This is a genomic window from Nocardia higoensis (genome assembly GCF_015477835.1).
GTDB lineage: Bacteria > Actinomycetota > Actinomycetes > Mycobacteriales > Mycobacteriaceae > Nocardia > Nocardia higoensis_A.
Window position 1 is genome coordinate 1,461,136 of record NZ_JADLQN010000001.1, and the last position, 22,878, is coordinate 1,484,013.

Annotated in this window: 22 protein-coding genes; 14 read left to right on the forward strand and 8 right to left on the reverse strand. The window is 69.6% G+C overall.

Annotation, left to right across the window (positions count from 1 at the left end):
- Positions 1–15 precede the first annotated feature (15 nt).
- On the forward strand, positions 16–324 hold the full coding sequence (locus IU449_RS06510; RefSeq protein ID WP_416382108.1) for a GFA family protein: 309 nt from the start codon (positions 16–18) through the stop codon (positions 322–324).
- A 178-nt stretch (positions 325–502) separates the two neighbouring features.
- Here the strand turns inward: IU449_RS06510 and IU449_RS06515 are convergent, their stop codons facing one another.
- Both IU449_RS06515 and IU449_RS06520 read right to left on the reverse strand, forming a co-directional pair.
- On the reverse strand, positions 503–1,543 hold the full coding sequence (locus IU449_RS06515; protein ID WP_195000991.1) for an alpha/beta hydrolase family esterase: 1,041 nt from the start codon (positions 1,541–1,543) through the stop codon (positions 503–505).
- Between the two features lie 35 nt (positions 1,544–1,578).
- A complete protein-coding gene (locus IU449_RS06520) occupies positions 1,579–2,613 on the reverse strand; it encodes an alpha/beta hydrolase family protein (protein ID WP_324188234.1) in 1,035 nt (344 codons plus the stop codon).
- A gap of 605 nt (positions 2,614–3,218) precedes the next feature.
- Between IU449_RS06520 and IU449_RS06525 the strand changes: the two genes are divergently transcribed.
- Positions 3,219–3,539 carry a hypothetical protein gene (locus IU449_RS06525; protein WP_195000993.1) on the forward strand — a complete coding sequence of 107 codons (321 nt, stop codon included), beginning with the start codon at positions 3,219–3,221 and terminating at the stop codon, positions 3,537–3,539.
- Positions 3,540–3,674: 135 nt separating this feature from the next.
- On the opposite strand, the gene IU449_RS06530 is transcribed toward IU449_RS06525, so the two are convergent.
- The 3 genes from IU449_RS06530 to IU449_RS06540 all read right to left on the reverse strand — a co-directional run bounded on the left by IU449_RS06530 (position 3,675) and on the right by IU449_RS06540 (position 5,962).
- Entirely contained in the window at positions 3,675–4,337 is a 663-nt protein-coding gene (locus IU449_RS06530) for a response regulator (RefSeq protein ID WP_195000994.1), read from the reverse strand.
- Entirely contained in the window at positions 4,334–5,209 is an 876-nt protein-coding gene (locus IU449_RS06535) for an alpha/beta hydrolase (protein WP_195000995.1), read from the reverse strand. Before IU449_RS06535 ends, IU449_RS06530 begins: the two co-directional genes overlap by 4 nt.
- 66 nt (positions 5,210–5,275) lie before the next feature.
- Positions 5,276–5,962 (reverse strand): helix-turn-helix transcriptional regulator, encoded by a 687-nt coding sequence (locus IU449_RS06540; protein WP_195000996.1) that lies wholly within the window; start codon positions 5,960–5,962, stop codon positions 5,276–5,278.
- Positions 5,963–6,398: 436 nt separating this feature from the next.
- On the opposite strand from IU449_RS06540, the gene IU449_RS06545 reads away from it, so the two are divergent.
- Together IU449_RS06545 and IU449_RS06550 are read left to right on the forward strand one after the other, a co-directional pair.
- On the forward strand, positions 6,399–7,151 hold the full coding sequence (locus tag IU449_RS06545) for a hypothetical protein (RefSeq protein ID WP_228803749.1): 753 nt from the start codon (positions 6,399–6,401) through the stop codon (positions 7,149–7,151).
- A 505-nt stretch (positions 7,152–7,656) separates the two neighbouring features.
- Positions 7,657–7,995, forward strand: a complete 339-nt coding sequence (locus IU449_RS06550; RefSeq protein ID WP_195002364.1) for an STAS domain-containing protein — start codon at positions 7,657–7,659, stop codon at positions 7,993–7,995.
- A gap of 64 nt (positions 7,996–8,059) precedes the next feature.
- Here the strand turns inward: IU449_RS06550 and IU449_RS06555 are convergent, their stop codons facing one another.
- Complete coding sequence (locus IU449_RS06555; RefSeq protein WP_195000998.1) at positions 8,060–9,097, reverse strand: LLM class F420-dependent oxidoreductase; 1,038 nt, start codon at positions 9,095–9,097, stop codon at positions 8,060–8,062.
- Between the two features lie 131 nt (positions 9,098–9,228).
- On the opposite strand from IU449_RS06555, the gene IU449_RS06560 reads away from it, so the two are divergent.
- The 4 genes from IU449_RS06560 (at position 9,229) to IU449_RS06575 (ending at position 12,925) form a co-directional block, all read left to right on the forward strand.
- Positions 9,229–9,906: a cyclodeaminase/cyclohydrolase family protein gene (locus IU449_RS06560; RefSeq protein ID WP_195000999.1), complete on the forward strand. Its 678-nt coding sequence runs from the start codon at positions 9,229–9,231 to the stop codon at positions 9,904–9,906.
- A gap of 195 nt (positions 9,907–10,101) precedes the next feature.
- Positions 10,102–10,962, forward strand: coding sequence for a hypothetical protein (locus IU449_RS06565; protein ID WP_195001000.1), 861 nt, complete (start codon positions 10,102–10,104; stop codon positions 10,960–10,962).
- Between the two features lie 112 nt (positions 10,963–11,074).
- Positions 11,075–11,824: a L,D-transpeptidase gene (locus tag IU449_RS06570; RefSeq protein ID WP_195001001.1), complete on the forward strand. Its 750-nt coding sequence runs from the start codon at positions 11,075–11,077 to the stop codon at positions 11,822–11,824.
- A 354-nt stretch (positions 11,825–12,178) separates the two neighbouring features.
- Positions 12,179–12,925, forward strand: coding sequence for a hypothetical protein (locus tag IU449_RS06575; RefSeq protein WP_195001002.1), 747 nt, complete (start codon positions 12,179–12,181; stop codon positions 12,923–12,925).
- Positions 12,926–13,043: 118 nt separating this feature from the next.
- Here IU449_RS06575 and IU449_RS06580 read toward each other — a convergent pair whose 3' ends face one another.
- The gene (locus IU449_RS06580; RefSeq protein WP_195001003.1) at positions 13,044–13,895 is read right to left on the reverse strand and encodes a bifunctional 5,10-methylenetetrahydrofolate dehydrogenase/5,10-methenyltetrahydrofolate cyclohydrolase; all 852 of its coding nucleotides are present in this window, start codon (positions 13,893–13,895) and stop codon (positions 13,044–13,046) included.
- 200 nt (positions 13,896–14,095) lie between these two features.
- Between IU449_RS06580 and IU449_RS06585 the strand changes: the two genes are divergently transcribed.
- Together IU449_RS06585 and IU449_RS06590 are read left to right on the forward strand one after the other, a co-directional pair.
- Entirely contained in the window at positions 14,096–14,968 is an 873-nt protein-coding gene (locus IU449_RS06585; protein WP_195001004.1) for a YdcF family protein, read from the forward strand.
- Positions 14,969–15,216: 248 nt separating this feature from the next.
- Positions 15,217–16,017, forward strand: coding sequence for a putative protein N(5)-glutamine methyltransferase (locus IU449_RS06590; protein ID WP_195001005.1), 801 nt, complete (start codon positions 15,217–15,219; stop codon positions 16,015–16,017).
- A 159-nt stretch (positions 16,018–16,176) separates the two neighbouring features.
- Here the strand turns inward: IU449_RS06590 and IU449_RS06595 are convergent, their stop codons facing one another.
- Positions 16,177–17,739 carry a succinic semialdehyde dehydrogenase gene (locus IU449_RS06595; protein WP_195001006.1) on the reverse strand — a complete coding sequence of 521 codons (1,563 nt, stop codon included), beginning with the start codon at positions 17,737–17,739 and terminating at the stop codon, positions 16,177–16,179.
- Positions 17,740–17,898: 159 nt separating this feature from the next.
- Here IU449_RS06595 and IU449_RS06600 point away from each other — a divergent pair, with 159 nt between their 5' ends.
- From IU449_RS06600 to IU449_RS06615, 4 genes are all read left to right on the forward strand, one after another.
- Positions 17,899–18,627, forward strand: a complete 729-nt coding sequence (locus IU449_RS06600; protein ID WP_195001007.1) for a TetR/AcrR family transcriptional regulator — start codon at positions 17,899–17,901, stop codon at positions 18,625–18,627.
- Between the two features lie 234 nt (positions 18,628–18,861).
- Complete coding sequence (gene fabG / locus IU449_RS06605) at positions 18,862–19,560, forward strand: 3-oxoacyl-ACP reductase FabG (RefSeq protein ID WP_067855003.1); 699 nt, start codon at positions 18,862–18,864, stop codon at positions 19,558–19,560.
- A 234-nt stretch (positions 19,561–19,794) separates the two neighbouring features.
- Positions 19,795–20,448: a hemerythrin domain-containing protein gene (locus IU449_RS06610; RefSeq protein ID WP_195001008.1), complete on the forward strand. Its 654-nt coding sequence runs from the start codon at positions 19,795–19,797 to the stop codon at positions 20,446–20,448.
- A gap of 225 nt (positions 20,449–20,673) precedes the next feature.
- Entirely contained in the window at positions 20,674–22,878 is a 2,205-nt protein-coding gene (locus IU449_RS06615; protein WP_195001009.1) for an acyl-CoA dehydrogenase, read from the forward strand.

The window sequence follows — 22,878 nt, forward strand, 5'->3', positions numbered from 1 at the left end:
CCCTTCTGCCGCAGCGTGGCGAGCTGTAGCTGCCCCCACTGTCAGCGTCTATCCAGTGGCCCGGTGATGTCGTGGGTCGATTTCCCCCGCGACGGGTTCAAATGGACCGGACCCGGCGGAGAACCGGTCTGGTACAACACCTTCCCCGACTCCCGACGAGACTTCTGCGGTGAATGCGGGAGTTCTATCGCAGCCCAGGACGACGGTGACGCGGAACTGATCGGCGTCACCATGATGAGCCTCGACGACCACACGGACCTGGTGCCCGAACGGCAGAGTTTATTCGGTCTGGCCCGCCATCAACTCGTCCTCGGCGACCCATGAGGTAGTCGTGCACGCTCTGGCGGATCCGGAACAGAATCGTTTTCATCGCGTCCAGTGGTGCGAGCAGCTCGGCTTGCGCCGAGTCGTCATCCTTTGTCCGCAATCGCAGGGCATGGACCGACGGCGCGCCGTTGGCGGCTACCGATGTAGCGATCAACTGGTTGTCGGACGGCCGGGTTCAGCAGGCTCGTTGCGGGCCGGGAAGTCGGTGCGCCAGGAGGAAGTCCATCATTCTGCGCTGCAGGGCCAGACCGTTGGTCGATTGCATCAGTAGCCCGCCGCCGATGTGATCCGGTCCGATCGGTGTGAGGAATTGGGCCAGCTCGCAGCCCTGGTTCGAGTAGTGCTCGATGGTCGCGGGCACCGGGTCGGTGGTGGTGGCAACAGCGGTAGGGGTGTCCGCGAGGGTGAGGTTGCCCGCACGCCGGTCGGCTCCGAGCCACTGCAGGATGTTGGCGCGCCCGATCGGGTAGAGGCTGGTCTGGTCAGCCAGGTCCTGTAGGAAGAAGGCGGGGACCGGACGGGCGCGCGTGCCCATGGCCGCGACGATGCCGGCGCCGGTGAGGTCCGCGTGTGGCGGCCGCGGGTTGATCCCGTACGGCCCTCCGGCCATCGGCGCGATCGCGGCATACAGGTCCGGGTAGGTGGCGGCCATGACCGTGCTCATGCCGCCGCCCGCAGAGTATCCGCCGACATAGACCCGGTCGCGATCGATGCCGAACTCCTCGATCAGGGTGTTGGTGATGCCCGCCACAATCGACGGCTCACCGGCCTCGCGCTGCTGGTTGGCCGGATCGAACCAGTTCCAGCAGTGGCGCTCGTTGGCCGCTCGGGTCTGGATCGGGTATGCGAGAACGAAGCCCAGTTCGTCGGCGACCCGCGTCAGAGCGAATCCGTTGCCGGCCAACTGCGCCTGCGGATCGGTGCAGCCGTGCAGGTAGATCATCAGGGGCTTGCCCGCCGGGTCGCCGGGCGGGACGTGTAGGTAGTAGTCGCGGGTGCCCGCCGCATTGGTGTAGCTGCGCTGGGTGACCTCGGACGCATGTGCCTCCGGGCCGCTCAGGGCGCCCAGACCTACCAGCACTGCCAGGGCGACCGGGGCAGCGATACGGCCCGGTGAGATGACGTGCCCGACGATCCGCCGCAGCGTGGCGCGGATGGATTCGAGCGCCGGCCTTCGCGAGAAGTCCGTCCGCAGACCTGTGTCGATCGTTTTCATAGATTCCCTTCCTGGGTTGGCCGACAGCGCCGCACCTATGACGGCTGATCCAGCGCTCCGAGCTCGGCGAGCGTGGTCGTGAGCCCATTGCCCTGTCCGCGGAGCACGGCGTCCAGGTACGCGCGCGATGCCTCGGCTGGGATCCGCAGGCTCTCTTCACGTTTCAGCGTCCCGAGCAGCGCAGGAATAGGCGGGAGATACAGCGGTGCGTCGGTGAACCCGAGGTGCCCCGCGCCAGCGACAGTGAGCCGGTAGCTGGGTTCGGCAGCAGTGTCCAACACCCGCCCGAGCGCATCCGCATAGCGCTCATCCCCATCACTACTGCCGGTTCCCTGCCCCGACACGAGAGCAAGGACGGGGGACCGCCCTTTGAAAGCAACGCGAGGAAGGCCGTCCACGTTGATCGCGGCGGCGAATCGGTTGTCCTGCGCGGCGGCGAGTAGCGCAGCGGCGCCACCCAGCGAGTGACCGGCCACCGCCACGCGATCCACATCGAGCCGACCGGCAAGTAGCCCTGCAGCGCCGACGTCGGATAGCTGACCACAATCGATGTTCTCCAGTGCGTCGAGCACGAACCGGAGGTCCGCCGCGCGTACCTCCGTCCACACCGCTGCCCTGCGCTCGTCTTCGGAATCGTTGCCCGTTGCGGTCACGGTGCTGCGCACCACTGTCCCGTCACGTCGGACCACGACTCCGGAGTCGTACGGGTGGTCGACGGCGGCCACGACGTAGCCGTGACTCGCGAGTTCTTGTGCCCACACCGTGCTCTGGGTCCGCACCCCGCCCAGCCCCGGGGAGAACAGCACGACTGGCCAACGTAATCCATCGGGCGCGGGGGACGCGTCCAGAGCTGACCTGCTCCGGGCCTTCACCGCGTCGTCCAGCACGAACGACGGCATGCCGTACATCTGCGCCATTTCGTCGGCGACCGTTCGCGCCTCGCTGTCGTCACGCCCGAACAGGGGTACATCCGGCCCGCCGCCTCGGGCGGCGGGATACCACAGCTGCACCGTCACGAATCTCCGGTCGTCCGGTGCCGGCGTCGCGGTTTCCTCGCGCCGCTCGTCCACCAACTCGACAACCGTCGTCCCGACCGCCGCGGGTCCAGAGGGTGCAGGAACGACCACGACCGGGAAAGCCCAAGCGGACACGGCGCTGAGGCCACTCAGAACGACGCACAAGGTGGCTACCATCCCGGCGACCATGCGTTTCCCACGACATCGGCCGCTCGAACGTGGGGCAGGCACCACTCTCAGTCGATACCACGCAATCGCACCCGTCACGACGGCAGCAATGGACACTGGCCAGTACTGCCAACGCCAGCCCTGCGCTATCACCGCTGTCGCTCCACACAGCACCGTCAACAGGACCGCAGCCGTAGTCCACGCGGCACGGACCGGGCGGGGTGTCCACGCGGCCACGGCCAACAGTACGACGCTCGCAGCGGTCGCAACCGGCAGGAAGTCACTGGTGTGCAAGTCCATTCATCAGCTCCTGAGCGGTGTGCGGCCTCGGTGGTATGCACGATCCTTTCCTGTGCACCGCATTGCAGACATCAGCCCGAGGTCGTATCTGGTCTGGGCCCGTGGGCTGAACTTTCCGTTCGGCGGCAACCTCGCAGTGGATGGCCCGTTAGAGTTCCGCCGACAAGCAGTTCCCGATCACCGCCGCCATCGTGGACAACGGTCGGAAGCTAACCCTCACGCCGGATACCAACCCGCTGCACGCGACCCAGGTCTCCCAGCTTCCAATGCGCGACATCAATTCCCAGCAACGGTTTATGGACGAGCTGAACAAGGCATCGTTCGGCGGCATGGTCGGCGCCGGGGTAGGGGCCGGCATCGGTCTGCTTGTCGGGTGCGTCGTCGGCGTCTTCGTCGGCTGCATCCCGGGCGTGCTGATCGGCGCGGCCGCGGGTGGAGTGATCGGCCTGGTCAACACTGGCGGGCAGCCGATGCTGCAGGCCGCTTTCGACTACTTCACCGGCCAGCCGTAGGCACACGCAGCACGGGGTGAACTGACGAGGGTCCTGGCTGCGGCGGCACCGCCGCAGCCACTCTTTCTCGCTCATCTCCCCAGCGCCGGAGCGTCACTCTGCATCCCCAACGGCTGAATGCGGGGGCGGCAGCGGTCAAGGAACGAGGCCGGCCTCGTAGGCGTAGATGACGGCGTGGACTCTGTTGCGCAGGTTCAGCTTGGCCAGGATGCTGCGTACGTGGGTCTTCACGGTGGCCTCCGAGACCACCAGCTTCTCCGCGATCTCGGTATTGGACAGGCCCTGCGCCATCTCCTGCAGCACTTCGGTTTCCCGTCGGGTGAGCCGGTCGAGGGTGGTCGACACCGCGACGGGGCCCTCGCGGATGTCCGGCAGCCGGGTGGCATGAATGTCGAGGAGCAGGCGCGTCACTCGCGGCGACAGGACGGCGTCGCCACTGGCCACCGAACGGATGGCGCGTGCCAGGTCGTCGGCGGGAATGTCCTTCAGCACGAATCCGCTGGCGCCGGCCCGCAGGGCAGAGAAGGCATACTCGTCGAGGTTGAAGGTGGTCAGGATGAGCACCCGTGCCGCGGCATCGCGGCCCACGATCCGCCCGGTGGCTTCGATGCCGTCGAGCCCGGGCATGCGGACATCCATCAGGGTGACGTCCGGGTCGAGTTCGGCGGCCAACCGGACTGCGTCGAACCCGTTCTCCGCCTCTCCGACGATGTCGATGTCGTCGCTTTCCTCGAGGATCATTCGGAATCCCGTCCGGATGAGCGCCTGGTCGTCGACCAACACAACCCGGATACTCATCGAGGGGAGGACTCCTTGGTGTCGGGCTTCTCGCCGCGAAGCGTCCGGTCGATCCATGCGATGACCTCGGCCAGGATGACCGGCCCCTCGGCTTCATCCTCCAACCCGTGGAAAACGCCCGGACAGATCCGCAGTGTCGCCGACGGCACGAGGTCGACCACCCGGCGGCTGGCGGAGACCGGATTGATCAGATCGGCGTCTCCGTGAACCACGAGCAGTGGTACGGCGACGCGGGTGGCAGCCGATGCCACGCGATCCATCTGCGCCAAGACGTCGATCGCGAAGCGTGCGGTCGCTCGCCCATGGACCAAGGGATCGGCGTAGCGTTCGGCGACGACGTCGGGGTCGCGATTGACACGCTCGAAGCGCAGCCCGTTCGGCAACGTCAGGGTGGGGAAGGTGCGGCCGAGGGTCCTGACCACGGCCATTGTGAGACGCTGGTTCCGCAGCTCGGAGTCGAAAGCGGGTCCGGTCACCACTACCGCGGCCACGTCCGCCCTCGGCCGGTCCGCTGCGTAGAGGAACGCGTAGAGCCCGCCCAGGCTGTGGCCGTACAGCACGACCGGTGCGCCGCCCGTTCGCGCACGCTCGTGTGCGATGAGATGGTCCACGGCCCGCGCCGTCGACTGGTATCGGACGTCACCGCGGCGTCCTTCGGATCGCCCGAATCCTTCGTAGTCCATGGCAAGCACGGAGAAACCAGCCGCGGTGAACAACCGAGCCGTGCTGTCGTAGCGGGCGGCGTGCTCGCCGAGACCGTGCACGATGACGACACTGGCCCGGGCAGGCCCGCACGGAGCCCAGTGAAGTGAGGTGAGTCGGGGGCCGCCGCTGTCGAGTGTGAAGGAGTTGACGATGGGTGAATTGGTCACGAGCAGTTCCTTTCCGGTCTGCTCGAGCCTCGCCCCTTCCTCCTTGTCCGGGATTGGACCAACCTGCTAGATCGGCAGGATCTCCCAACGGATCGTGCTGAACGCGGTGGGCGGGCCGCCGAAGGTTCGGCGACATGTCCTCGTGAGATGGGAGCTGTCGGTGAACCCCGCCAGGTGAGCCGCATCGGTGAGCGACCGGCCCTGCGCGACCGCCGCGGTCGCCCGGAGCAGCCGCAGCCATCTGACGTACGCCCGGAAGGTGATTCCGAGGTCCTGGGCGAAGAGGTGGGACAGCCGGCTCTCCGACAGATGAACGGCCGCGGCGAGGTCGCGAAGCCGGATGGGCCGTGAGTCCAGCTCGGCCTGAAGGCGGGTGCGCGCGGCGGCGACTCCCGGATGAAGCGAGTGCGAGGTGCTTCCAGGAGAGCGCAGGCGCCCTTCCACGTACGCGCTGTGCCCCTTGGTCAGGGTCTGTCCTGCGTGATGCCAGGCGCGAGCGTGGGACGGATCGTCGACCAGCGCGATCAGCTCGGCACCCAGCGAAGACTCGGGCTCGACGTGCGCCACGACGCCCCAGGCACCGACCGCGCTGAACGCGTGCGGCTGATCGGCCGGAACGATCGCCGCGTTCGTACGTCGCTGACGGCCCTGGAGATCCTCGATGACGAACGTCCCCTGGTGGGCGACGGCCACCTGCACGGAGTGGTGAGAATGTCCCGGCAGACTTCCCAGCGGACCCTCGATCTCGAGCACACCGGGACGCAAGCGCCCTATACCAGACCACCGCGAGATCAACGGTTGTCGCTCGTCCGACGCGTGCATCGGCTACAACATACGCGGGCGGCGGTCGCGGGCGCAGCAGCAACGGCCAGCGTGGATGGCGATTCGTCAGAAAGGGATCTCCCTTCGCAACCTCCTGGAGGGCGCGGACGTCCTCATCCGAGGGGGGGGGAGATCTCCGTCCGGAGTAGGAGGAGTGGGTCGGTGAAAGATCCTCCCGCTTCCCGACGAATCTCGGTACGCCGGTTCATACGCTGACTATCCACAGCCTCCACATGCCGCCCGCAGGCACCGTCGCAACGGAGTGAATCTCTTGCCCAGCAACGTCTTATCGAAGTCCTTCGGCGGTTCCGGTCGCGCGCTCGTCACGCTCGCCGCTGTCGCCGCGGCTCTCGTCGCCGCTTTCGTCGTGGCCCCGCGCGTCCTGGCATCGGCATGGCCGGGTCGCAGTTTCGGCAACCAGGACGACCTCGTCGCCGGCGTCCGGGAGGCATTCGTCGACTACTGGGCGTCCGGCGATTCGGACCTCTCCCCTGGGTTTCAGGCCATCGAGGACTACTGGGTGCGCTACCACGTGGCCAAGGCCGTCATTGCCACGCTCGTGCTGGTCACGGTCGTCGCGTTCGGCATTCTGCTGGGAAGGAGGTATGTGTCGTCCGGTGACCTCGGGGCGGGACGCCGGGCGGTCCTTGTCACAACCGCCGTGTTCGCCACGATGCTCGCGGTGGTCTCGGCGGCCGCGGTCATGGCCAACATCCAGGGCGCGATCGCGCCGTTCTCGTCGCTGTTGTCGATGCTGCCGGTCGGCGAACCCGAGGGGGCGCTCGCCGACGCGGTCGACGAGATCGCACTACACCTGGCCGACGGCCAACGGACGCCAGCACTCGAGACGATGATCGGCGACTTCGCCGACTATCACGCCGCGATGGCCGTGATCGCCGGGTTCGCCGGCGCCGGCCTACTCGGTCTGAGTGCGCTGTCGTGGGCACTGTTCGTGCGTGTCGGCGCATCCGATCGGCCCACCCGGCATGTGCTTGGGTGGATCGGCGTGTTCACGACGGTGGCGTCGCTCTCGCTGGTAGTCGTCGCGGTGGCGAACGCTGGCACTGCAGCGGACCCGGTGCCGGCGCTCGAGGCCTTCTTCGCCGCTGGAGGGCTGTGAGGTCCGGCACGGGCCGCATGGTTGTGCCGGCCGCCCGCCGGACGTCACGCAACCATCGTCGACGGGAGCCATGATGGCCGAGCCGGAAACACCGAATCGACCCACGACATCACCCGCCTGGCCCGCATCACCACCCTCACCGGCGAGGGCGTCGATCTGGCTGCGGTGGCCCGCATCCTCGAACTCGAAGACACCGTGGCCCGCCTGCGGGCCGAACGCGATCGACTACGCGCTGAACTCGCGGAAGCGGTCTCTGTCCGGACCGGGGAACCCCACCCTCTGGCGCGCCTGGCCCGGCCCTCCCCGCAGGCCCCGACGGAGGCGGCGCGGACGCACCGGCAACCATGACAGCCCGCCGCACCAACCCTTCGGGCACCCGATGTCGGTTCTAGCCCGGTGTATTGTGTCGGCGTATGAACGCAGTCGCCTTGCAAATCTCGCACTTTTTGTGTGTTGTTGATAGGTGACCAACACTTCCGGAGACGCGTACCCCTTGGCCGACACGATGACCACCTCTGTCGCGCTGCACGACGCGGCGACCGTGTTGACGGTGGAGGGCGAGGTGGACCTGGCGACCGCCCCCGCATTGGAGAATGCGATCGACGGGGCGCTCGCGGACAAGCCCGCGCACCTCATCATCGACCTCACGCAGGTCAGCTTCCTGGCTTCGGCCGGAATGGCCGCCCTGGTCGGGGCGCACCAGCGGGCGGGCGACACCACTGCCATAGCTGTCGTCGCCGACGGGCCCGCCACCAGCAGACAGTTGAAGATGACCAGCCTGGACCAGGTCTTCGCGCTGTATGCCACCTTGGAGGCGGCGCTGGCCGCGATCAGCGGCAACTGATCTCCCCGTACGTCGACGGCGCCCCGGCGCGGAGCCGGGACGCCGTCGGCGCGTCTCGGGTGGCTCAGACCAGCTCGCGCAGCTGCTCGATCAGGCCGACGCGCTCGGCGGGGGTGGCGGCCAGCGGGACGACGTTGAGTACGGTCGCGCCGGCTTCCTTGAAGGCGGCGACGCGTTCCTTGACGAAGCCGGCGGGGCCGATCAGGGAGATGTCGCGGACCAGATCGTCGGGGACGACCTTGGTGGCCTCGTCCTTCTTACCCGCGAGGTAGAGCTCCTGGATGCGGTCGGCTTCGGCGCCGTAGCCGTAGTTGGTGGCCAGGGTGTGGTAGAAGTTCTTGCCCTTGGCGCCCATACCGCCGATGTAGAGCGCCAGGTGCGGCTTGACGAACTCGAGCAGTGGGGTCACATTGTCGCCGATGGCCAGCGCGGGCCCGGCGAACACCTCGAGATCGCCGAGCGCGGGGTCACGCTTGGCCTTGCCCGCGGCCAGCGCGTCGCCCCAGACCTCCTTCGCCTTCTCCGGCAGGAAGAAGATGGGCTGCCAGCCCTCGGCGACTTCGGCGGCCAGTTCCACGTTCTTCGGGCCGAGCGCGGCCAGCAGGATCGGAATGTTCTCACGCACCGGGTGATTGATCAGCTTGAGCGGCTTGCCCAGGCCGGTGCCGCGCTCGGCGGGCAGCGGGATCTGGTAGTACTTGCCGTGGTATTCCAGCCGCTCACGTCGCCACACCTTCCGGCAGATCTCCACCAGTTCCCTGGTGCGGCCGATGGGCGCGTCGTAGGGCACGCCGTGGAAGCCTTCGACGACCTGCGGGCCGGAGGCGCCGAGACCGAGCAGGAAACGTCCGTCGGAGACGAAGTCCAGGCCCGCCGCGGTCATCGCGGTGAGGCTCGGCGTCCGGGTGTAGATCTGCATGATGCCGGAGGCCAGCTCGACCCGCTCGGTCTTGGCCGCCAGGTAGCCCAGCGCGCTGACCGCGTCGAAGGAGTACGCCTCGGGCACGAAGACGATGTCGAGGCCGGCCTTCTCCAGGTCGGCCACTTCGGCCGCGACTTCCTTGAAGCCGCCCGAGTAGTTGATGCCCAATCCGATCCGCATAGTGCCCAACATAACCCTGGCAATCGTTGAGCCACGCACCGGCTGGCGCGCGGTGTCGCGTGCGGCGGAAGTGATCGTGCCGAGTAGCGTGAGGCGGTAGTTGTTCGCCGTCACCGAAAGGCCGAAACTCCGTGTCGCAGCCGACCACCTCGTCCCCGGACAGCACCTCGCCCGCATCGGCGGGGTCTTTCGGTACGGCCACGCTCGCCGGCTACCTGTCCGAGCTGGCCGCGAAGGTCCCCGCCCCCGGTGGCGGCGCCGTCGCCGCGCTGCACGCCGCCCAGGGGGCGGCGCTGGTCGCCATGGTGGCGCGCTACACCACCCGCGCCAAGGACGCCGAGCACCGCCCGGTGATCGACCGGATCATCGACGCCGCCGATGCCGCGCGCGGGCGGGCGCTGGCGCTGGCCGACGCCGATGCCGCCGCGTTCACCGCCGTCGGCGACGCCTACAAGCTGCCCAAGAGCACCGAGGACGAGGTCGCGGCCCGCAAGGCGGCCGTCGACGCCGCGCTCGTCGAGGCGGCCCGGGTGCCCGCCGCGGTGGTGGACGAAGCCGACGAGGTGCTCTCGCTGGCCGCGGAACTGCTGCCGATCGGCAACCCCAACGTGGTGACCGATATCGGCGCCGCCGCCGATGCCGCCCGCGCCGCGGCGACCAGCTCACAGCTCAATATCGAGATCAACGTGGCCTCGCTGCCCGCCGCCGAGGGTGACGTGTTCGCGCCGGTGCTGCTGCGTATCGAGGAGATCGCCGCGCGCGCAGACAGCCTGCACGCCGAGGTCCTGCACGCGGTGCGCACGCGCTGATCACATGACCCGGCCCGCTCGCGGGCCGCTGATACGAGATTCCGCGGCGCGGGATCCGGCGCGGCTCCCGATGCCGGATCCAGCTCCGGCAACTCTCCGGCACGCGAGGTCGACGACTCTCCGTCGACGGAGTCGGCACCGACGGTCACAGAAACTTTCGGCGAAGCCGGAGCGCGCCAGCTACCGTTGATGGACATGAGTGAGGAGATCAGTGCCTCGCAGGGGGACAGCGACGATCCTGCGTCACATGTCCGTGAGAGCAGAGAGCAAGCCTGGAGCAACTACCGCGTCGCTCGGATCGAACTGACCGAGCTGCGCATCCGCGCCAATCTCGACGGCTGGCCGACCTGGGTGCACATGCTGCCCGGCGGCAAGCTCGAGCGTGCCGAGCGCAGGCTCATCAGGCTTCGCGGGAAGTTGTCCCGGCACGGCGTCGGCGCCGAGGAACGACACTGGGGTCCCTTGTCCGGCGGGGAGCTGCCCGGCACGCAAGGCGTGGTGACTCTGGAATCGACCATCGCCGGACTCGTCCGCCGCTATCGCCCGACCGCACCGGCCTGGGCCGCGGAGCTCGCGGCGATCGCGCGATCGGGTCCGCAGATCCGGGAGGCCGCGGCCGACGGGGACCGCGTGCAGGTGCACACGCTGATCCAGCGGCTGCTGACCGCGGTGCGGCTGGCTCCCGACGAGGCGGCCGGGGAGCCGCTGATCCGCCATCTTCCCGGCGAACTGCGGCCGATTCCCGCGGAGGTGGCGGCCCTGCGGCGCTCGGGGCAGCCGGTGACCGTCGCCTTCGAGGTGCGCACGAGCACGATCGAACTGGAGACGATCACGATCACGCCGGGCTTGCGTGGCATGGGGCTGGGCAGTGCGGAGCTGCGCTATCTGTGCCGGGCCGCCGACGAGCACAGGATGCGCATCACCGGCCGGTTGGTGCCCACCTACGACGACGACTCCGCGGTCCCGACGCTGGCGGCATGGTTGCGCAGGCATGGGTTCACAGTGCAGGAGCGGGTGGGCGGCCGGATCACCCGGGAGCCGGGAAACCCGGCCTGACCACGCTCACGGGGCGGTGATCGGCGGGTTTCGGACACGTCGGGCCCAGTTGATCATGCACGCGTAGACTGGGCTGTCCCCGGTCCACCAGGTTCGAAAGGGGTGGCCGCCCATGCGGAGCATCCGGCCTGTCCTACTCGCGGTCATGGTCATCGCGCTGGCAGTTCTCGGTTCCGGCGGCGCGTCCGCGATATCCACACCCACCACATCCAGCGGCCTGCGCGCTGCGATCTTCCCCTCCGACGGCCGGATGGTCGGCATCGCCCAGCCCGTGACCGTCGAGTTCGCCGAAGCGGTCACCGATCGGGTGCGCGCCGAGCGTTCCGTCCACGTCACCGCCGACGGCCCGCTGCCCGGCACGTTCTCCTGGACGGGCGAGAGCACGCTCACGTGGACGCCTACCGGAATGCTGCCCACCGACTCGCTGATCAGCGTGCGGGCGGGTGCCGCACGCACCGAATTCCGCACCAACGCGGGCGTCTACGCCGAGGCCGACATGTCGGCACACACCTTCACCGTGAGCATCGGCGGCCAGGTGGCGCGCACCATGCCCGCCTCGATGGGTAAACCGGGCTGGGAGACCCCGACCGGTACCTTCCCGGTACTCGAGAAGTTCCGCTCGATCGTGTTCGACTCACGCACCATCGGCATCCCGCTCGAGTCGTCCGAGGGTTACCTCATCGACGGCGAGTACGCCGAACGGCTCACCTGGGGTGGAGTTTTCGTCCACTCCGCGCCGTGGTCGGTGGATTCCCAGGGCTACGCCAATGTCAGCCACGGCTGCATCAACCTCTCTCCCGAGGACGCCGCCTGGTACTACAACACCGTCGGCATCGGCGACCCGGTCTACATCCACTGGTGATCGGATGACGACGCCGATCTGATGACACGCGTCCCCGCGGCCCGACGCTTCGGCTCCGGGACGGTTCGGGTCCGGGCTGCGCGTGGCTCGCCCGCGGGTTCCGAGGGCATTGGTACCCGCACCGATGCACAGCCGGGCCGAGGACGTTCTCCATCGGCGACAGGGCCCCGAGCCCCGGTCTCCGCGTCCTTGCGCATGAGCTGAGCGGGGCGCACCGACCGCGAGGACCGGAGCTTCGTGGCGATCCGCGCGTCAAGGCCCGTATTTGGCCGATCCGCATTACGCGGCGGTATCGTGCCCGGGGAGTTGTTTCGGGGCCGTGCCGTGGTGGCGCATCGGATGAAGGGCGGGGACATGAATCGATGGGATCCGGGCGCGCGGCCGCATGCGCCGGAGTCCGCTGCGCCGGACGCGCAATCGCCGGGGGGCGACCGCTTCGACGGGCAGGACTGGCTACCGGGGACCGCGCGGCGCAAGACTCCCGAGATCGTCGACAGGTCGGGGGCCGGAGCCACCGATCTCTTTCCCGAGGAGGACGTCTTCGCGCAGATGATCGACCGCTCCCCGAAACGCGGGCCGCTGCTGCGCTGGGCGCCGGTCGTGCTCGGTTGCCTGGCCGCGGTGGCGCTGGTCGCGGCGGCGACGATCTTCCTGCGTGACGACGGCGCCCCGCGTCAGGCATCCACCACCGAGGCCGTGCCGACCGAGGCCGGTGACGCCGCCCCCGCCGCCCAGTGTCCGGCCGAACGCGTGGGCGATCGGATCCAGGGTAACGGGGTGGGCGGCACCGACTCCGGGCCCGCGGTGATCTTCGCGTTCCAGTACGCCTATTACGTCCAGCGTTCGGCCGAACTCGCCCGCGCCACCGTCGCGCCGGACGCCTCGGTGCCCACCGACGAGGAAATCCAGCAGGGCATCGATTCGGTGCCGGTGGGGACCACGCACTGCGTGGCGATCAATCCCGGCGCCTTCACCGGTCAGTACCGGGTCGTGGTGACCGAGCATCGGCCGGGCCGGACGCCGGTCAGCTACAACCCGCAACTGGTCAGCGTCGCGGAATCGGGCGGCCGCACGCTCATCACGAGCATCTCGGCCGCCTGAGCCGGGCGCACGCGGCGACCGCGCCGCGCCGATTCTTCGTCACGCTGCGTGGACCCGGCCGGGCCCTCGCGCTCAGGACGCCGTCTCGGCCGCGAACGCTCGCCCGGCCGATCGGTCCTCAGCCGCGATGCTTTTCGGCCGCTTCGACGACGTGACGCATGAGCAGGGCCGTAGTGACCGGCCCCACGCCGCCGGGGACCGGGCTGAGGCTCGCGGCCTTGCCCTGCACCGAGGCCGCGTCGACGTCGCCGACGATGCCACCGTCCGGGGACTCGTTGGTGCCGACATCGACGACGACCGCCCCGTCCCGGACATGCTCGCCGGTGATCAGGCCCGCCCGGCCGACCGCGGCGACCACGATGTCGGCGGCCGAGGTGATCGACGGCAGGTCGGTGGTGCGCGAATGACAGACGGTGACCGTGGCGTTCTCGGCGAGCAGCAGCTGGGCCAGCGGCTTTCCGACGACATTGGAGCGGCCGACGACCGCGACATGCCGCCCGGACAGTGCGATCCGGTGATGCTTCAGCAGTTCCACCACGGCCTGCGAAGTCGCGGGCACGAAGCCGTCGAGGCCCGCGGCGAGCAGGCCCAGCGACAGCGGGCTGACTCCATCGACATCCTTGTCCGCGGCGATGGCAGGACTCACGTCGTCGAGAGTGACGCCCGCGGGCAGCGGGGTCTGCAGCATGATGGCGTCGAAGGCGGGGTCGGCGCTGCGCTCGGTGAGTTCGGCGCGGATGCGATCGGCGGACGCGTCGGCGCCGAGATCGATGCGGTCGCAGTCGATTCCGAGACGCTCGGCGGCCTTGCGCAGCGAGTTGACGTACCAGGCGCTGGCCGGGTCGTCGTTGGCGACGACAAGGGCCAGCCGTGGTCCGGAGCCCGCGGCGGTCAGCGCCTGCGCGCGCTGCTTGGTGTCGGCATTGATGGCGGCGGCGAGTTCCTTGCCGGTCAGCGAAACGGTATCCACGTCGGGACAGCCTAGTGCTCGCCGCCCGCACGGCCCCCGGAGCCGCCCCGCACGGTGTCCCAGCGCGTCCGGCGTGTCGCCGTGATCGGTCACGAATTACCCGGGATTCGGCACAACCGGCCTTATGGTGAGTAGGCCCTCCCGCTCTGCCGATCGATCGGACCGTGGACCCGTTCACTCGTGGAAAGGTGTCGACCGAAGTGAGATTCCCCCGGCAATGCAGGACCCTTCTGGCGGCAGGTTGCGTCGCCGTCGCACTTTCCGGTCTGGCGGGCACTCCCGCCCAGGCGTCCCCCGAAACCGATGCCCTCTACAACTCCGCACAGCGGCATTTCACCTCCGGCGACCCCGGTGCGGGCCGGGCGGACCTGCGGGCACTGATCGGCATCGACCCCACCGACGCCGAAGCGCTCGCCCTGCAGGCCATCTGGTCGCACTTCGACAACGACCTCCTCGCCATGCACGACGCGATGCACCGCCTCCGCGCCGTCGATCCCGGACTCGCCGCGGGCACCGACAACGTATTCCGCGCGATCGGCGCCGCGGTGGGCACCCTGCCGAATCCGCTGCCCGCCTTGATCGGGCCGCAGACCGGCATCGTGGTCCTCGGCTACGGTCTGCTGCCCGACGGCGCGCTGCGCCCCGAGTTGGTCAACCGGCTGACCGCCGCCTGGATCCAAGCCGTCGCCGCGCCCTTCTCCCCCATCGTGCTGACCGGAGGCAATCCGCAGAACGGCATCACCGAGGCCGAGGCCATGCGCCACTGGCTGGTCGGCCGCGGCATCCCGGCCTCCCGCATCCACGTGGAGAACCGCGCCGGTTCGACCGTGCAGAACGCCCTGTTCAGCTCTCGGTTGCTGCGGGATATCGGCGCACACAGCGCGGTCGTGGTCACCTCCCCCAACCACATCCGCCGGGCGGTCGCCGATTTCATCGTGGCGGGCACCCATGTGGTCGGCGCGATGACCTCACTGGAACAACTGGTCTCCCAGTTGCCGCCGCCCGCACGGTCCGCGCAGCGCGGGATCTACCTCGACGCCACCCGCACCTTCCAGCTGAGCACCGCCCGCTGACCGCGCGGCCGAGCACCACCGGATCGCCGTGGACCGTGCAGGCGACCGGCACGACGGTTCCGTCCACGACACGTTCGGGCCCTGAACGGCCCTCCCGCGTCACCACTGCTCGGGCGAGCGGCGCACCAGCCCACGTCCCGTAGCTCGATGGCCGCGGGCGGATATCCGCTCGCAGCCATCCGAGGCGACGGAGCCCGTGATCATGAAAACGCTGGCCTCGGCGCCGGTGGTGCGTCGAATATGGACGGATGCACCGAGTTCTCGCCGACCTGACAGTGCGGCTGCGCGCGGCCGGCTGTGTCTTCGCCGAGGAGGAGGCCGCCCTGCTCGCCCGAGCGGCGGCGGCCTCCGGTGTGTCGCTGGACGAACTGGTCGAGCGCCGGGTCGCCGGATCACCGCTGGAGCATGTGCTCGGCTGGGTCGAGTTCGACGGGCTGCGGATCGCGGTCGAGCCGGGGGTGTTCGTACCGCGGCAGCGCACCGTGCTGCTGGTCGAGACAGCGGTGGCCGCCGCCGTGGACCGGCCCGGCGTGGTGCGGGTGGTCGATCTGTGTTGCGGCTGCGGGGCGCTGGGGCTGGCGTTCGCGGTCCGGATGCGCGCACTGGGCCGGGAGGTGGAACTGCTGGCCGCCGACGTCGACGCGACGGCGGTGCGATGCGCGCGAGGAAATCTCGCCGATCACGGCACGGTGGTGGCGGGTGACCTGTTCGACGCGCTGCCGCGGGAGTGGCGCGGGCGGATCGACATCCTGCTGGCCAATGTCCCCTATGTGCCCACCGGAGCCATCGCCGACATGCCCAGCGAGGCACGCGACCACGAACCGCACGTCGCGCTCGACGGCGGGCCCGACGGTCTGACCGTGCTGCGCCGGGTCGCCGAAGGTGCGCCGCCCTGGCTCGCGCCGGGCGGTGCCGTGCTGTGCGAGACCAGCCGGGATCAGACTCCCCACGCGGTGGCGGCGTTCGCCGAGCACGGTCTGTCGGCCCGGCGCATCGAGTCCGAGCCGTTGTTCGCCACGGCCGTGATCGGGCGCCGCCAGACCTCGTAGCGGTGGCCGGTCGATCCGGTGGTAGGCGCTGCTGTCATCGAGGGACGGTCGCGCTGTCACACCGCGTGCGGCCCCGGAGCCGGCCGCGAGGTCCACGGCAGCACCACTCACTGCTGTTCGTCCCCGCGCCGTCCTGTCGTCGAATCGCGGTGCGCGCCGCTACCTCTGGCGCAACGCGTTCATGACGCGCAGGTACAACGTCATGGTCCTGGCCCACAGCTGCTCGGACATCCCGGGCAGCGGCGCGATCGGCAGTACCCGCTGCGTCGCGACCGTCTGGGTGTCGACGTACTTGAGCAGACCTTCCGGGCCGTGCCTGCGACCGGTGCCGGAGATGCCCAGACCGCCCGACGGCGCGTCCGCGCTGCCCCACGCGGCGATGAAGCCTTCGTTGACATTGACCGACCCGGCCTGGATGCGGGCGGCGACCCGCCTGCCACGTTCGGCGTCCTTCGTCCAGACCGACGCGTTCAGACCGTACGGGGTGTCGTTGGCGGCCGCCACGGCCTCGTCCTCACTCGCCACCTTGTAGATCGAGACGACCGGGCCGAACGTCTCCTCGCCGTACACGGCCATCTCCGGGGTCACGCCGGTCAGCACGGTGGGTTCGTGGAAGAACGGGCCCAGGTCAGGGCGGTGTCGGCCACCCGCGAGCACGGTCGCCCCCTTCGCGACGGCGTCGTCGATGTGGGCGCGCACGCTGTCGAGCTGACGCTGGAAGGTCAGCGACCCCATGTCGGCGCGATAGTCCAGACCGGCACCGAGTTCGATGCCCTCGACAGCCGCCACGAACTCGCGCACGAACCGATCGTGGACGGCCTCGTGGACGTAGATGCGTTCGATGGATTCGCACAGCTGCCCGGCCGAGGCGAAGCAGGCGCGCACCGCGATCCTGGCCGCGCGGCTCACGTCCGCGTCCTCGAGTACCAGCAGCGGGTTCTTGCCGCCGAGTTCCAGCGAGTAGCCGATCAGCCGCTGCCCGGCCTGTTGGGCGATGGTGCGACCGGTCGCGCTGGAGCCGGTGTAGTCGACATAGTCGGCGCGGTCGATCACCTCGCCGCCGATCACCGATCCGCGGCCGAGGACCGCCTGCCACAGCCCTTTCGGCAGGCCGGCCCGTTCGGCGGCGTCGATCGCCCACAGCGCGGTGAGCGCGGTCTGGTTGTCCGGGCGCGCGACCACGGCATTACCGGCGGCGAGGGCGGGCAGCGCGTCGGAGACCGCGAGCGCCAGCGGATAATTCCACGGCGAGATCACCGCGACCACGCCCTTGGGGCGGTGCAGGACCTCGACCTTGGTCAATACCGGCAGCACACCGCGCGGCGTGCGTGATCCCAGCAATCGATTCGCCTGCGCCGCATAGTATCTGGCGTTCACCGCGACGTCGGCGACTTCATCGAAGGCGTGCGCGCGGGACTTGCCCGTCTCGGTCTGCACGATGTCGAGGATGGTGTTCTGTTCGGCGAGCACGATCTTGTGCAGCCGCCGCAGCACGGCCACCCGCTCACGCACCGGTCGTCGCGCCCATTCCCGCTGCGCCGCCCGGGCGGTGGCGAAGGCGCGGTCGATGTCGGCGACGCTGGACTGCGGCAGGTCGGCGATCTTGGCGCCGGTGGCCGGAGCGAAGGTCTCGACGGTGCCCGCGCCGCCCGCGACGGCGCGGTCCAGCAGCGGTTTCACCAGATCGGCGGACAGTGCGGCGGGCGTGGGGAGGGTCGTCATCGGCGCTCTCTCCGTCGTGAGGGGCAAGTTCATGGCGTCTTCATGGCGTCTCAGCTTTAACTGAACACCAGTGTTAGATTAATGACGCGGCCCGGCCTGGTGTCAAGCTTCTGGTGGCGGCACACCGTGGCCGCTGCCGCCGTCCTGTGAGGTCGCACCATGCCATCCGAGACCAGCCCGCCCGAGGCCGCCACGCCCACCGCGCCCGCGTCCGGGACGGCGGGAGCCACCGTCCGGCGGGGCAGACCGCCACAGAGCAGACTGCAGGCCGAGCAGGTGCGCGACCGGATCGTGCGCGCCACCGCGGAAGTGTTCAGCCGCAACGGTTCCCGCGGCACGACGGTCGCGCGGATCGTCGAACAGGCCGAGCTGGCCAGGCCGACCTTCTACCGCTATTTCGGCAACGCCGAGGAGCCACTGCACGTCCTGCTCACCGAATCCAACGACCGCCTCACCGGCGGCATCCGCGCCGCCCTGCGCGCCTGGATGGATCCGGTGCCGCTGGGCATCGGTCTCATCGACGCCTACCTCGACTGGGCGCGCGGACACGGCCGCATGCTGGGCCCGCTGTTCACCGAACTCCACGACCCGGCCTCCCCTGTCTCGGCCTATCGGGAACGCGCCCTCGACGACATCCGCGCCGCCGTGCGCGCGAAGTTCACCGACCTCGGCAGGCAGGCCCCCGTGCCCCTCGACTTGGACGCCGCGCTCCACCTGTGCGAATACGTGGTCTTCCGCATCTCCACCGCAGCCGACGGCGAACCCGACCCGGAAGTCGTCGACGCCGCCCGGCTGACCATGATCCGCTTCCTGCTTCCCATCCTGGGCACGCGCGCCGATCTCGAGTTCGCGCTCGGTCTGCCCGACATCTTCCCGGAGCCGGATTGAATCACAGGCAGACCGAGCCCACGCTCAGGGCTGCGGTTCGTCGACAACCACGCTTGCGGGATCGGACCAGCCGCCCCGGCGGGTGATCGCGCGCGGCGAACGAGCCCGGCACCTGCGCCGCCGGGAACCGATGTGACCCGCACCCCTATGCTGTCCGCGGCGGTCGACGGCGCAACCGGGCCGGATCGCCGGTACGCATCCTTACTCGAACGACAGATTTTCGGAGGCAACTTCATGCGCGTCCTCGTCACCGGCGCCAATCGCGGAATCGGCGCCGCGATCGCCGCCCACCTGGTCACCGAAGGGCATACCGTCTGGGGTACGCACCGGGGGTCGACGGTGCCCGACGGGGTGCACGGCGTGGAGTGCGACGTCACCGACGATGCCTCGGTCGACGCCGCGTTCACCCACATCGAGAAGACCGACGGACCGGTCGAGGCCGTCATCGCCAACGCGGGCATCACCGACGACACCCTGATCATGCGGATGAACACCGACCAGTTCACCCGGGTGATCGACACCAACCTGACCGGCGTGTTCCGCGTCGTCAAGCGCGCGACCCGCAATATGGTGCGCAACCGGCTCGGCCGGATCGTCATCATCGGCTCGGCCTCGGGTCTGGCCGGTATGCCCGGCCAGGTGAACTACACCGCCGCCAAGGCCGGTGTCGTCGGCATCGCGCGGTCGCTGGCCCGTGAGCTCGGCTCGCGCAATATCACCGCCAATGTCATCGCCCCCGGTTTCACCGAGACCGATATGGCCGCGGGTGTGAACGAGCGCGTCGCCGAGATCGCCCTGCAGGCCATTCCGCTCGGCCGTTTCGGCAAGCCGGAAGAGGTCGCGGCGACCACCGCGTTCCTGCTCACGCCCGGCGCCGCCTACATCACCGGCACCGTCATCAACGTCGACGGCGGCATCGGCATGGGGCACTGACCCGTCCCCGGCTCGAGCCGGCACACGGTCGCACCCCGTGTTTCCGAGGTCGGTGAAGGCGGGCCCGCCTTCACCGGCTTCACACCGATGGTCGCCGCTGTGCCCACCGTGGCGTACCTCCCGCGTGGATCCCCTCGTCGTGACGCTTCGTAGGCTGCGATGGCATCGGAGGAATGGCCGGATGACAAGGCGTTCGCAAGGTCATCCCAAGCCGGGACAGCCACTCTCATGGCCATGTCCACCCTCACTTCCCCCGCTCCCGACCTGCTCGGCATCCGCCTCGCTCATCGCGCGATGATCGCGGACCTCGACCGCTTGGCCGAGGTGACCCGCTCCATCACCGCGGGTGAGAGCGACTGCCCGCCCCGCCGCGCCCGGGCGATCACCGAATATCTTCTCCTGCTGTGTGACTCGATCCACCACCATCACACCGTCGAGGACGACGTGCTGTGGCCCTTGCTCGCCTCGCTCCCCGACGCGTCGGTCGACCTGGCCGGCCTGGAGGACGATCACGCGCAACTGGACCCCGCGCTCGACCGCCTCCGGGCCACCTGCGCGGAGTTCACGCGTAGCGCGGCCGGCTCGGCCGCCGCGCTCGCTGAACAACTCGGGCAACTGCGCGATTCGCTCGCCGAGCACATCGCCGACGAGGAGAGCGCCGTCTTCCCGGTGATCGAAGGCCACCTGACCGGCGAGCAGTGGGCGCAGGTCGAGGCCGCCGCTCAGAAGGGGGCGAAGATGAGCTTCGAGCTGCCCCGGATGGCCGCCGAGTGCACGCCGGAGGAGTGGCTGCACATCACCGAGACCGGCGGTGTGATGCTGAAGATTCTGCTGGCAGTGTTCAAGAGTCGGCACCGCCGCCGCGAACGGGTCATCGCGGGGTGGTGAGCCCCAGGTCCGACGGCCCGGCACGGATCCTCTACCAGCCGGGCACGCACTGGACTTTCCCCGATCGACGCAGCCGCCGTCGCTCGGAAGCGGCAGGTCCGCGGCATCGGCATGAGGCACCGACCCCGGCGTCCCGGTGCGACACGACACCGCAATTCTAGAACCTGTTCTAATCTGGGTGATGGATGAGCCGGGACCGCAAACCGGTCCCCCGACCGGGAGTGAGTGAACGTGCCTGTTGCCCTGACCGCCGATCAAGCGGCGTTGGCGGAGAGCGTCGGCGGATTCGCCGCGCGCCACGCCACGCGCGAGTACACCCGGAAGAACACCGAACACCTGCGACGCGGCGAGCTGCCCTCGTTCTGGGCGGAACTCGTCGCGACCGGGCTGACCGGCGTGCACCTGCCCGAGAACGTCGGCGGGCAGGGCGGTTCGCTCGAGGAGATCGCGGTGGTGATCGCCGAATTCGGAAAGGCGCTGCTGCCGGGCGCCCTGCTGCCCAGCGTGATCGCCAGCATGGTGGTCTCGGGCGCGAGCGCCGACTCGCACACCGACGCCGCGCTGCGCCGCTTCGCCGAGGGCGGCACCGGCGCTGTCGTCACCCCGGAACACGGGATCGCCGTCACCGAGGGTTCGCCGGGTCTGACCGGGACGAGCGGGCTGGTGCTCGGCGCGGTCGCGGCGCAGGTGTTCGTGGTGGCGGCGAGCGGACGCTGGTTCCTGGTCGACGCCGACGCCGCGGGCGTGACGGTGACCGCCGAGAGCGGCGCGGACCTCGGCCGCGATCTGGGCCGGATCACCTTCGAGAACGTCACGCCGAGCGCCGAGCTGACCGGTGTCGACGGCGACCGCGCGGCCGATCTCGTGGTCACCTTCCTGGCGGTCGAGGCCGCGGGCGTGATCCGCTGGTGCTCGGACACCGCCACCGAATACATCAAAGCGCGCAAGCAGTTCGGCCGCCCGGTCGGCGCGTTCCAGTCCGTCCAGCACCGGGCCGCGCAACTGCTCATCACCAGCGAACTGGCGACCGCCGCCGCGTGGGACGCCGTGCGCGGCCTGGACGACGAAGCGGGTCAGCGCGTGCACGCCGTCGCGGCGGCGGCGCTGACCACATTGGGCAACGCGGTCCACGCCGCGGTGGAATGCCTCGCCCTGCACGGCGCGATCGGCTTCACCTGGGAGCACGATCTTCACCTGTACTGGCGGCGGGCCATGACGCTGGCCGGACTGGCCGGGCCGGGCGAACTCTGGGAGCGCAGGCTGGGCGAGGTCGCGATGGGGGGTCCGCGCAACTTCACCGTGCCGCTGCCGGAAACCGATCCGACGTTCCGCAACTGGGTGTCCGGCATCCTGGATCAGGCTGCGGCGCTAAACAATCCGACCCCGAGCACGCTCGGCGACATGGACATGGTCGCCATCGGCCCGCGCCGCACCCTGCTCGCCGACCACGGTCTGGTCTGTCCGCCCATGCCCAAGCCCTACGGCATCGAGGCCGGGCCGCTCGAGCAACTGATCCTGCAGGACGAGTTCGACAAGCACGGCATCGCCCAGCCGTCGATGGGCATCGGGCAGTGGGTGGTGCCGATCGTGTTGCAGCGCGGCACCCCCGAACAGCTCGCCCGCCTCGCCGCGCCCGCACTGCGCGGCGAGGAGATCTGGTGCCAGCTGTTCAGCGAGCCGGAAGCGGGCTCGGACGTGGCGTCACTGAGCCTGCGCGCCACCAGGGCCGACGGCGGCTGGCGGCTCAACGGCCAGAAGATCTGGACCACGCTGGCGCATCGCTCGCACTGGGGTCTGCTGCTGGCCCGCACCGATCCGGAGGCCGAGCGCCATCGCGGGCTGACGGTGTTCCTGGTGGACATGCACGGCGAGGGCGTCACCGTCCGGCCGATCACCCAGTCCAGCGGTGACGCGGAGTTCAACGAGGTGTTCTTCGACGACGCCTTCGTCCCCGACGAGATGGTGCTCGGCGAGCCGGGTCAGGGCTGGGCCCTCACGCTGGAAACCCTGGCCCAGGAACGGCTTTTCATCGGCGGCGTCCGCGACCCCGGACACAACCAGCGCATCGTGGGCATCATCGAGCGCGAGGAGTTCGCGGGCAGCCGGGACGAGGCGCTGCGCACCCTCGGCCGGATCAGCGCCCGCGGCGCGGCGATCTCGGCGATGAACCTGCGTGAGACGATCCGCAGGCTCGACGGCCAGCCGGTGGGGCCCGGCACGAGTATCGCCAAGGCCGCGGCGGCGATGCTGCACACCGACGCCGCGGCGGCCGCGCTGGAATTGATCGGCCCGGCGGCCGCGTTCAGCGAAACCGTCTCCGAGGTCGTGCATCACGAACTCGACATCCCCACCTGGGTGATCGGCGGCGGGACCCTGGAGATCCAGCTCAACACGATCGCCGCCCTGGTGATGGGGCTGCCGCGCAAGTGA

What these genes read in the sequence shown, in the direction of transcription:
- IU449_RS06590 (WP_195001005.1), top strand. Translation starts at nt 15,217, where the DNA reads ATGCACCGAGTTCTCGCCGACCTGACAGTGCGGCTGCGCGCGGCCGGC.
- IU449_RS06575 (WP_195001002.1), top strand. Translation starts at nt 12,179, where the DNA reads ATGAATCGATGGGATCCGGGCGCGCGGCCGCATGCGCCGGAGTCCGCT.
- IU449_RS06595 (WP_195001006.1), bottom strand. Translation starts at nt 17,739, where the DNA reads ATGACGACCCTCCCCACGCCCGCCGCACTGTCCGCCGATCTGGTGAAA.
- IU449_RS06570 (WP_195001001.1), top strand. Translation starts at nt 11,075, where the DNA reads ATGCGGAGCATCCGGCCTGTCCTACTCGCGGTCATGGTCATCGCGCTG.
- IU449_RS06600 (WP_195001007.1), top strand. Translation starts at nt 17,899, where the DNA reads ATGCCATCCGAGACCAGCCCGCCCGAGGCCGCCACGCCCACCGCGCCC.
- IU449_RS06610 (WP_195001008.1), top strand. Translation starts at nt 19,795, where the DNA reads ATGTCCACCCTCACTTCCCCCGCTCCCGACCTGCTCGGCATCCGCCTC.
- IU449_RS06530 (WP_195000994.1), bottom strand. Translation starts at nt 4,337, where the DNA reads ATGAGTATCCGGGTTGTGTTGGTCGACGACCAGGCGCTCATCCGGACG.
- IU449_RS06555 (WP_195000998.1), bottom strand. Translation starts at nt 9,097, where the DNA reads ATGCGGATCGGATTGGGCATCAACTACTCGGGCGGCTTCAAGGAAGTC.
- IU449_RS06515 (WP_195000991.1), bottom strand. Translation starts at nt 1,543, where the DNA reads ATGAAAACGATCGACACAGGTCTGCGGACGGACTTCTCGCGAAGGCCG.
- fabG (WP_067855003.1), top strand. Translation starts at nt 18,862, where the DNA reads ATGCGCGTCCTCGTCACCGGCGCCAATCGCGGAATCGGCGCCGCGATC.
- IU449_RS06565 (WP_195001000.1), top strand. Translation starts at nt 10,102, where the DNA reads ATGAGTGAGGAGATCAGTGCCTCGCAGGGGGACAGCGACGATCCTGCG.
- IU449_RS06550 (WP_195002364.1), top strand. Translation starts at nt 7,657, where the DNA reads ATGACCACCTCTGTCGCGCTGCACGACGCGGCGACCGTGTTGACGGTG.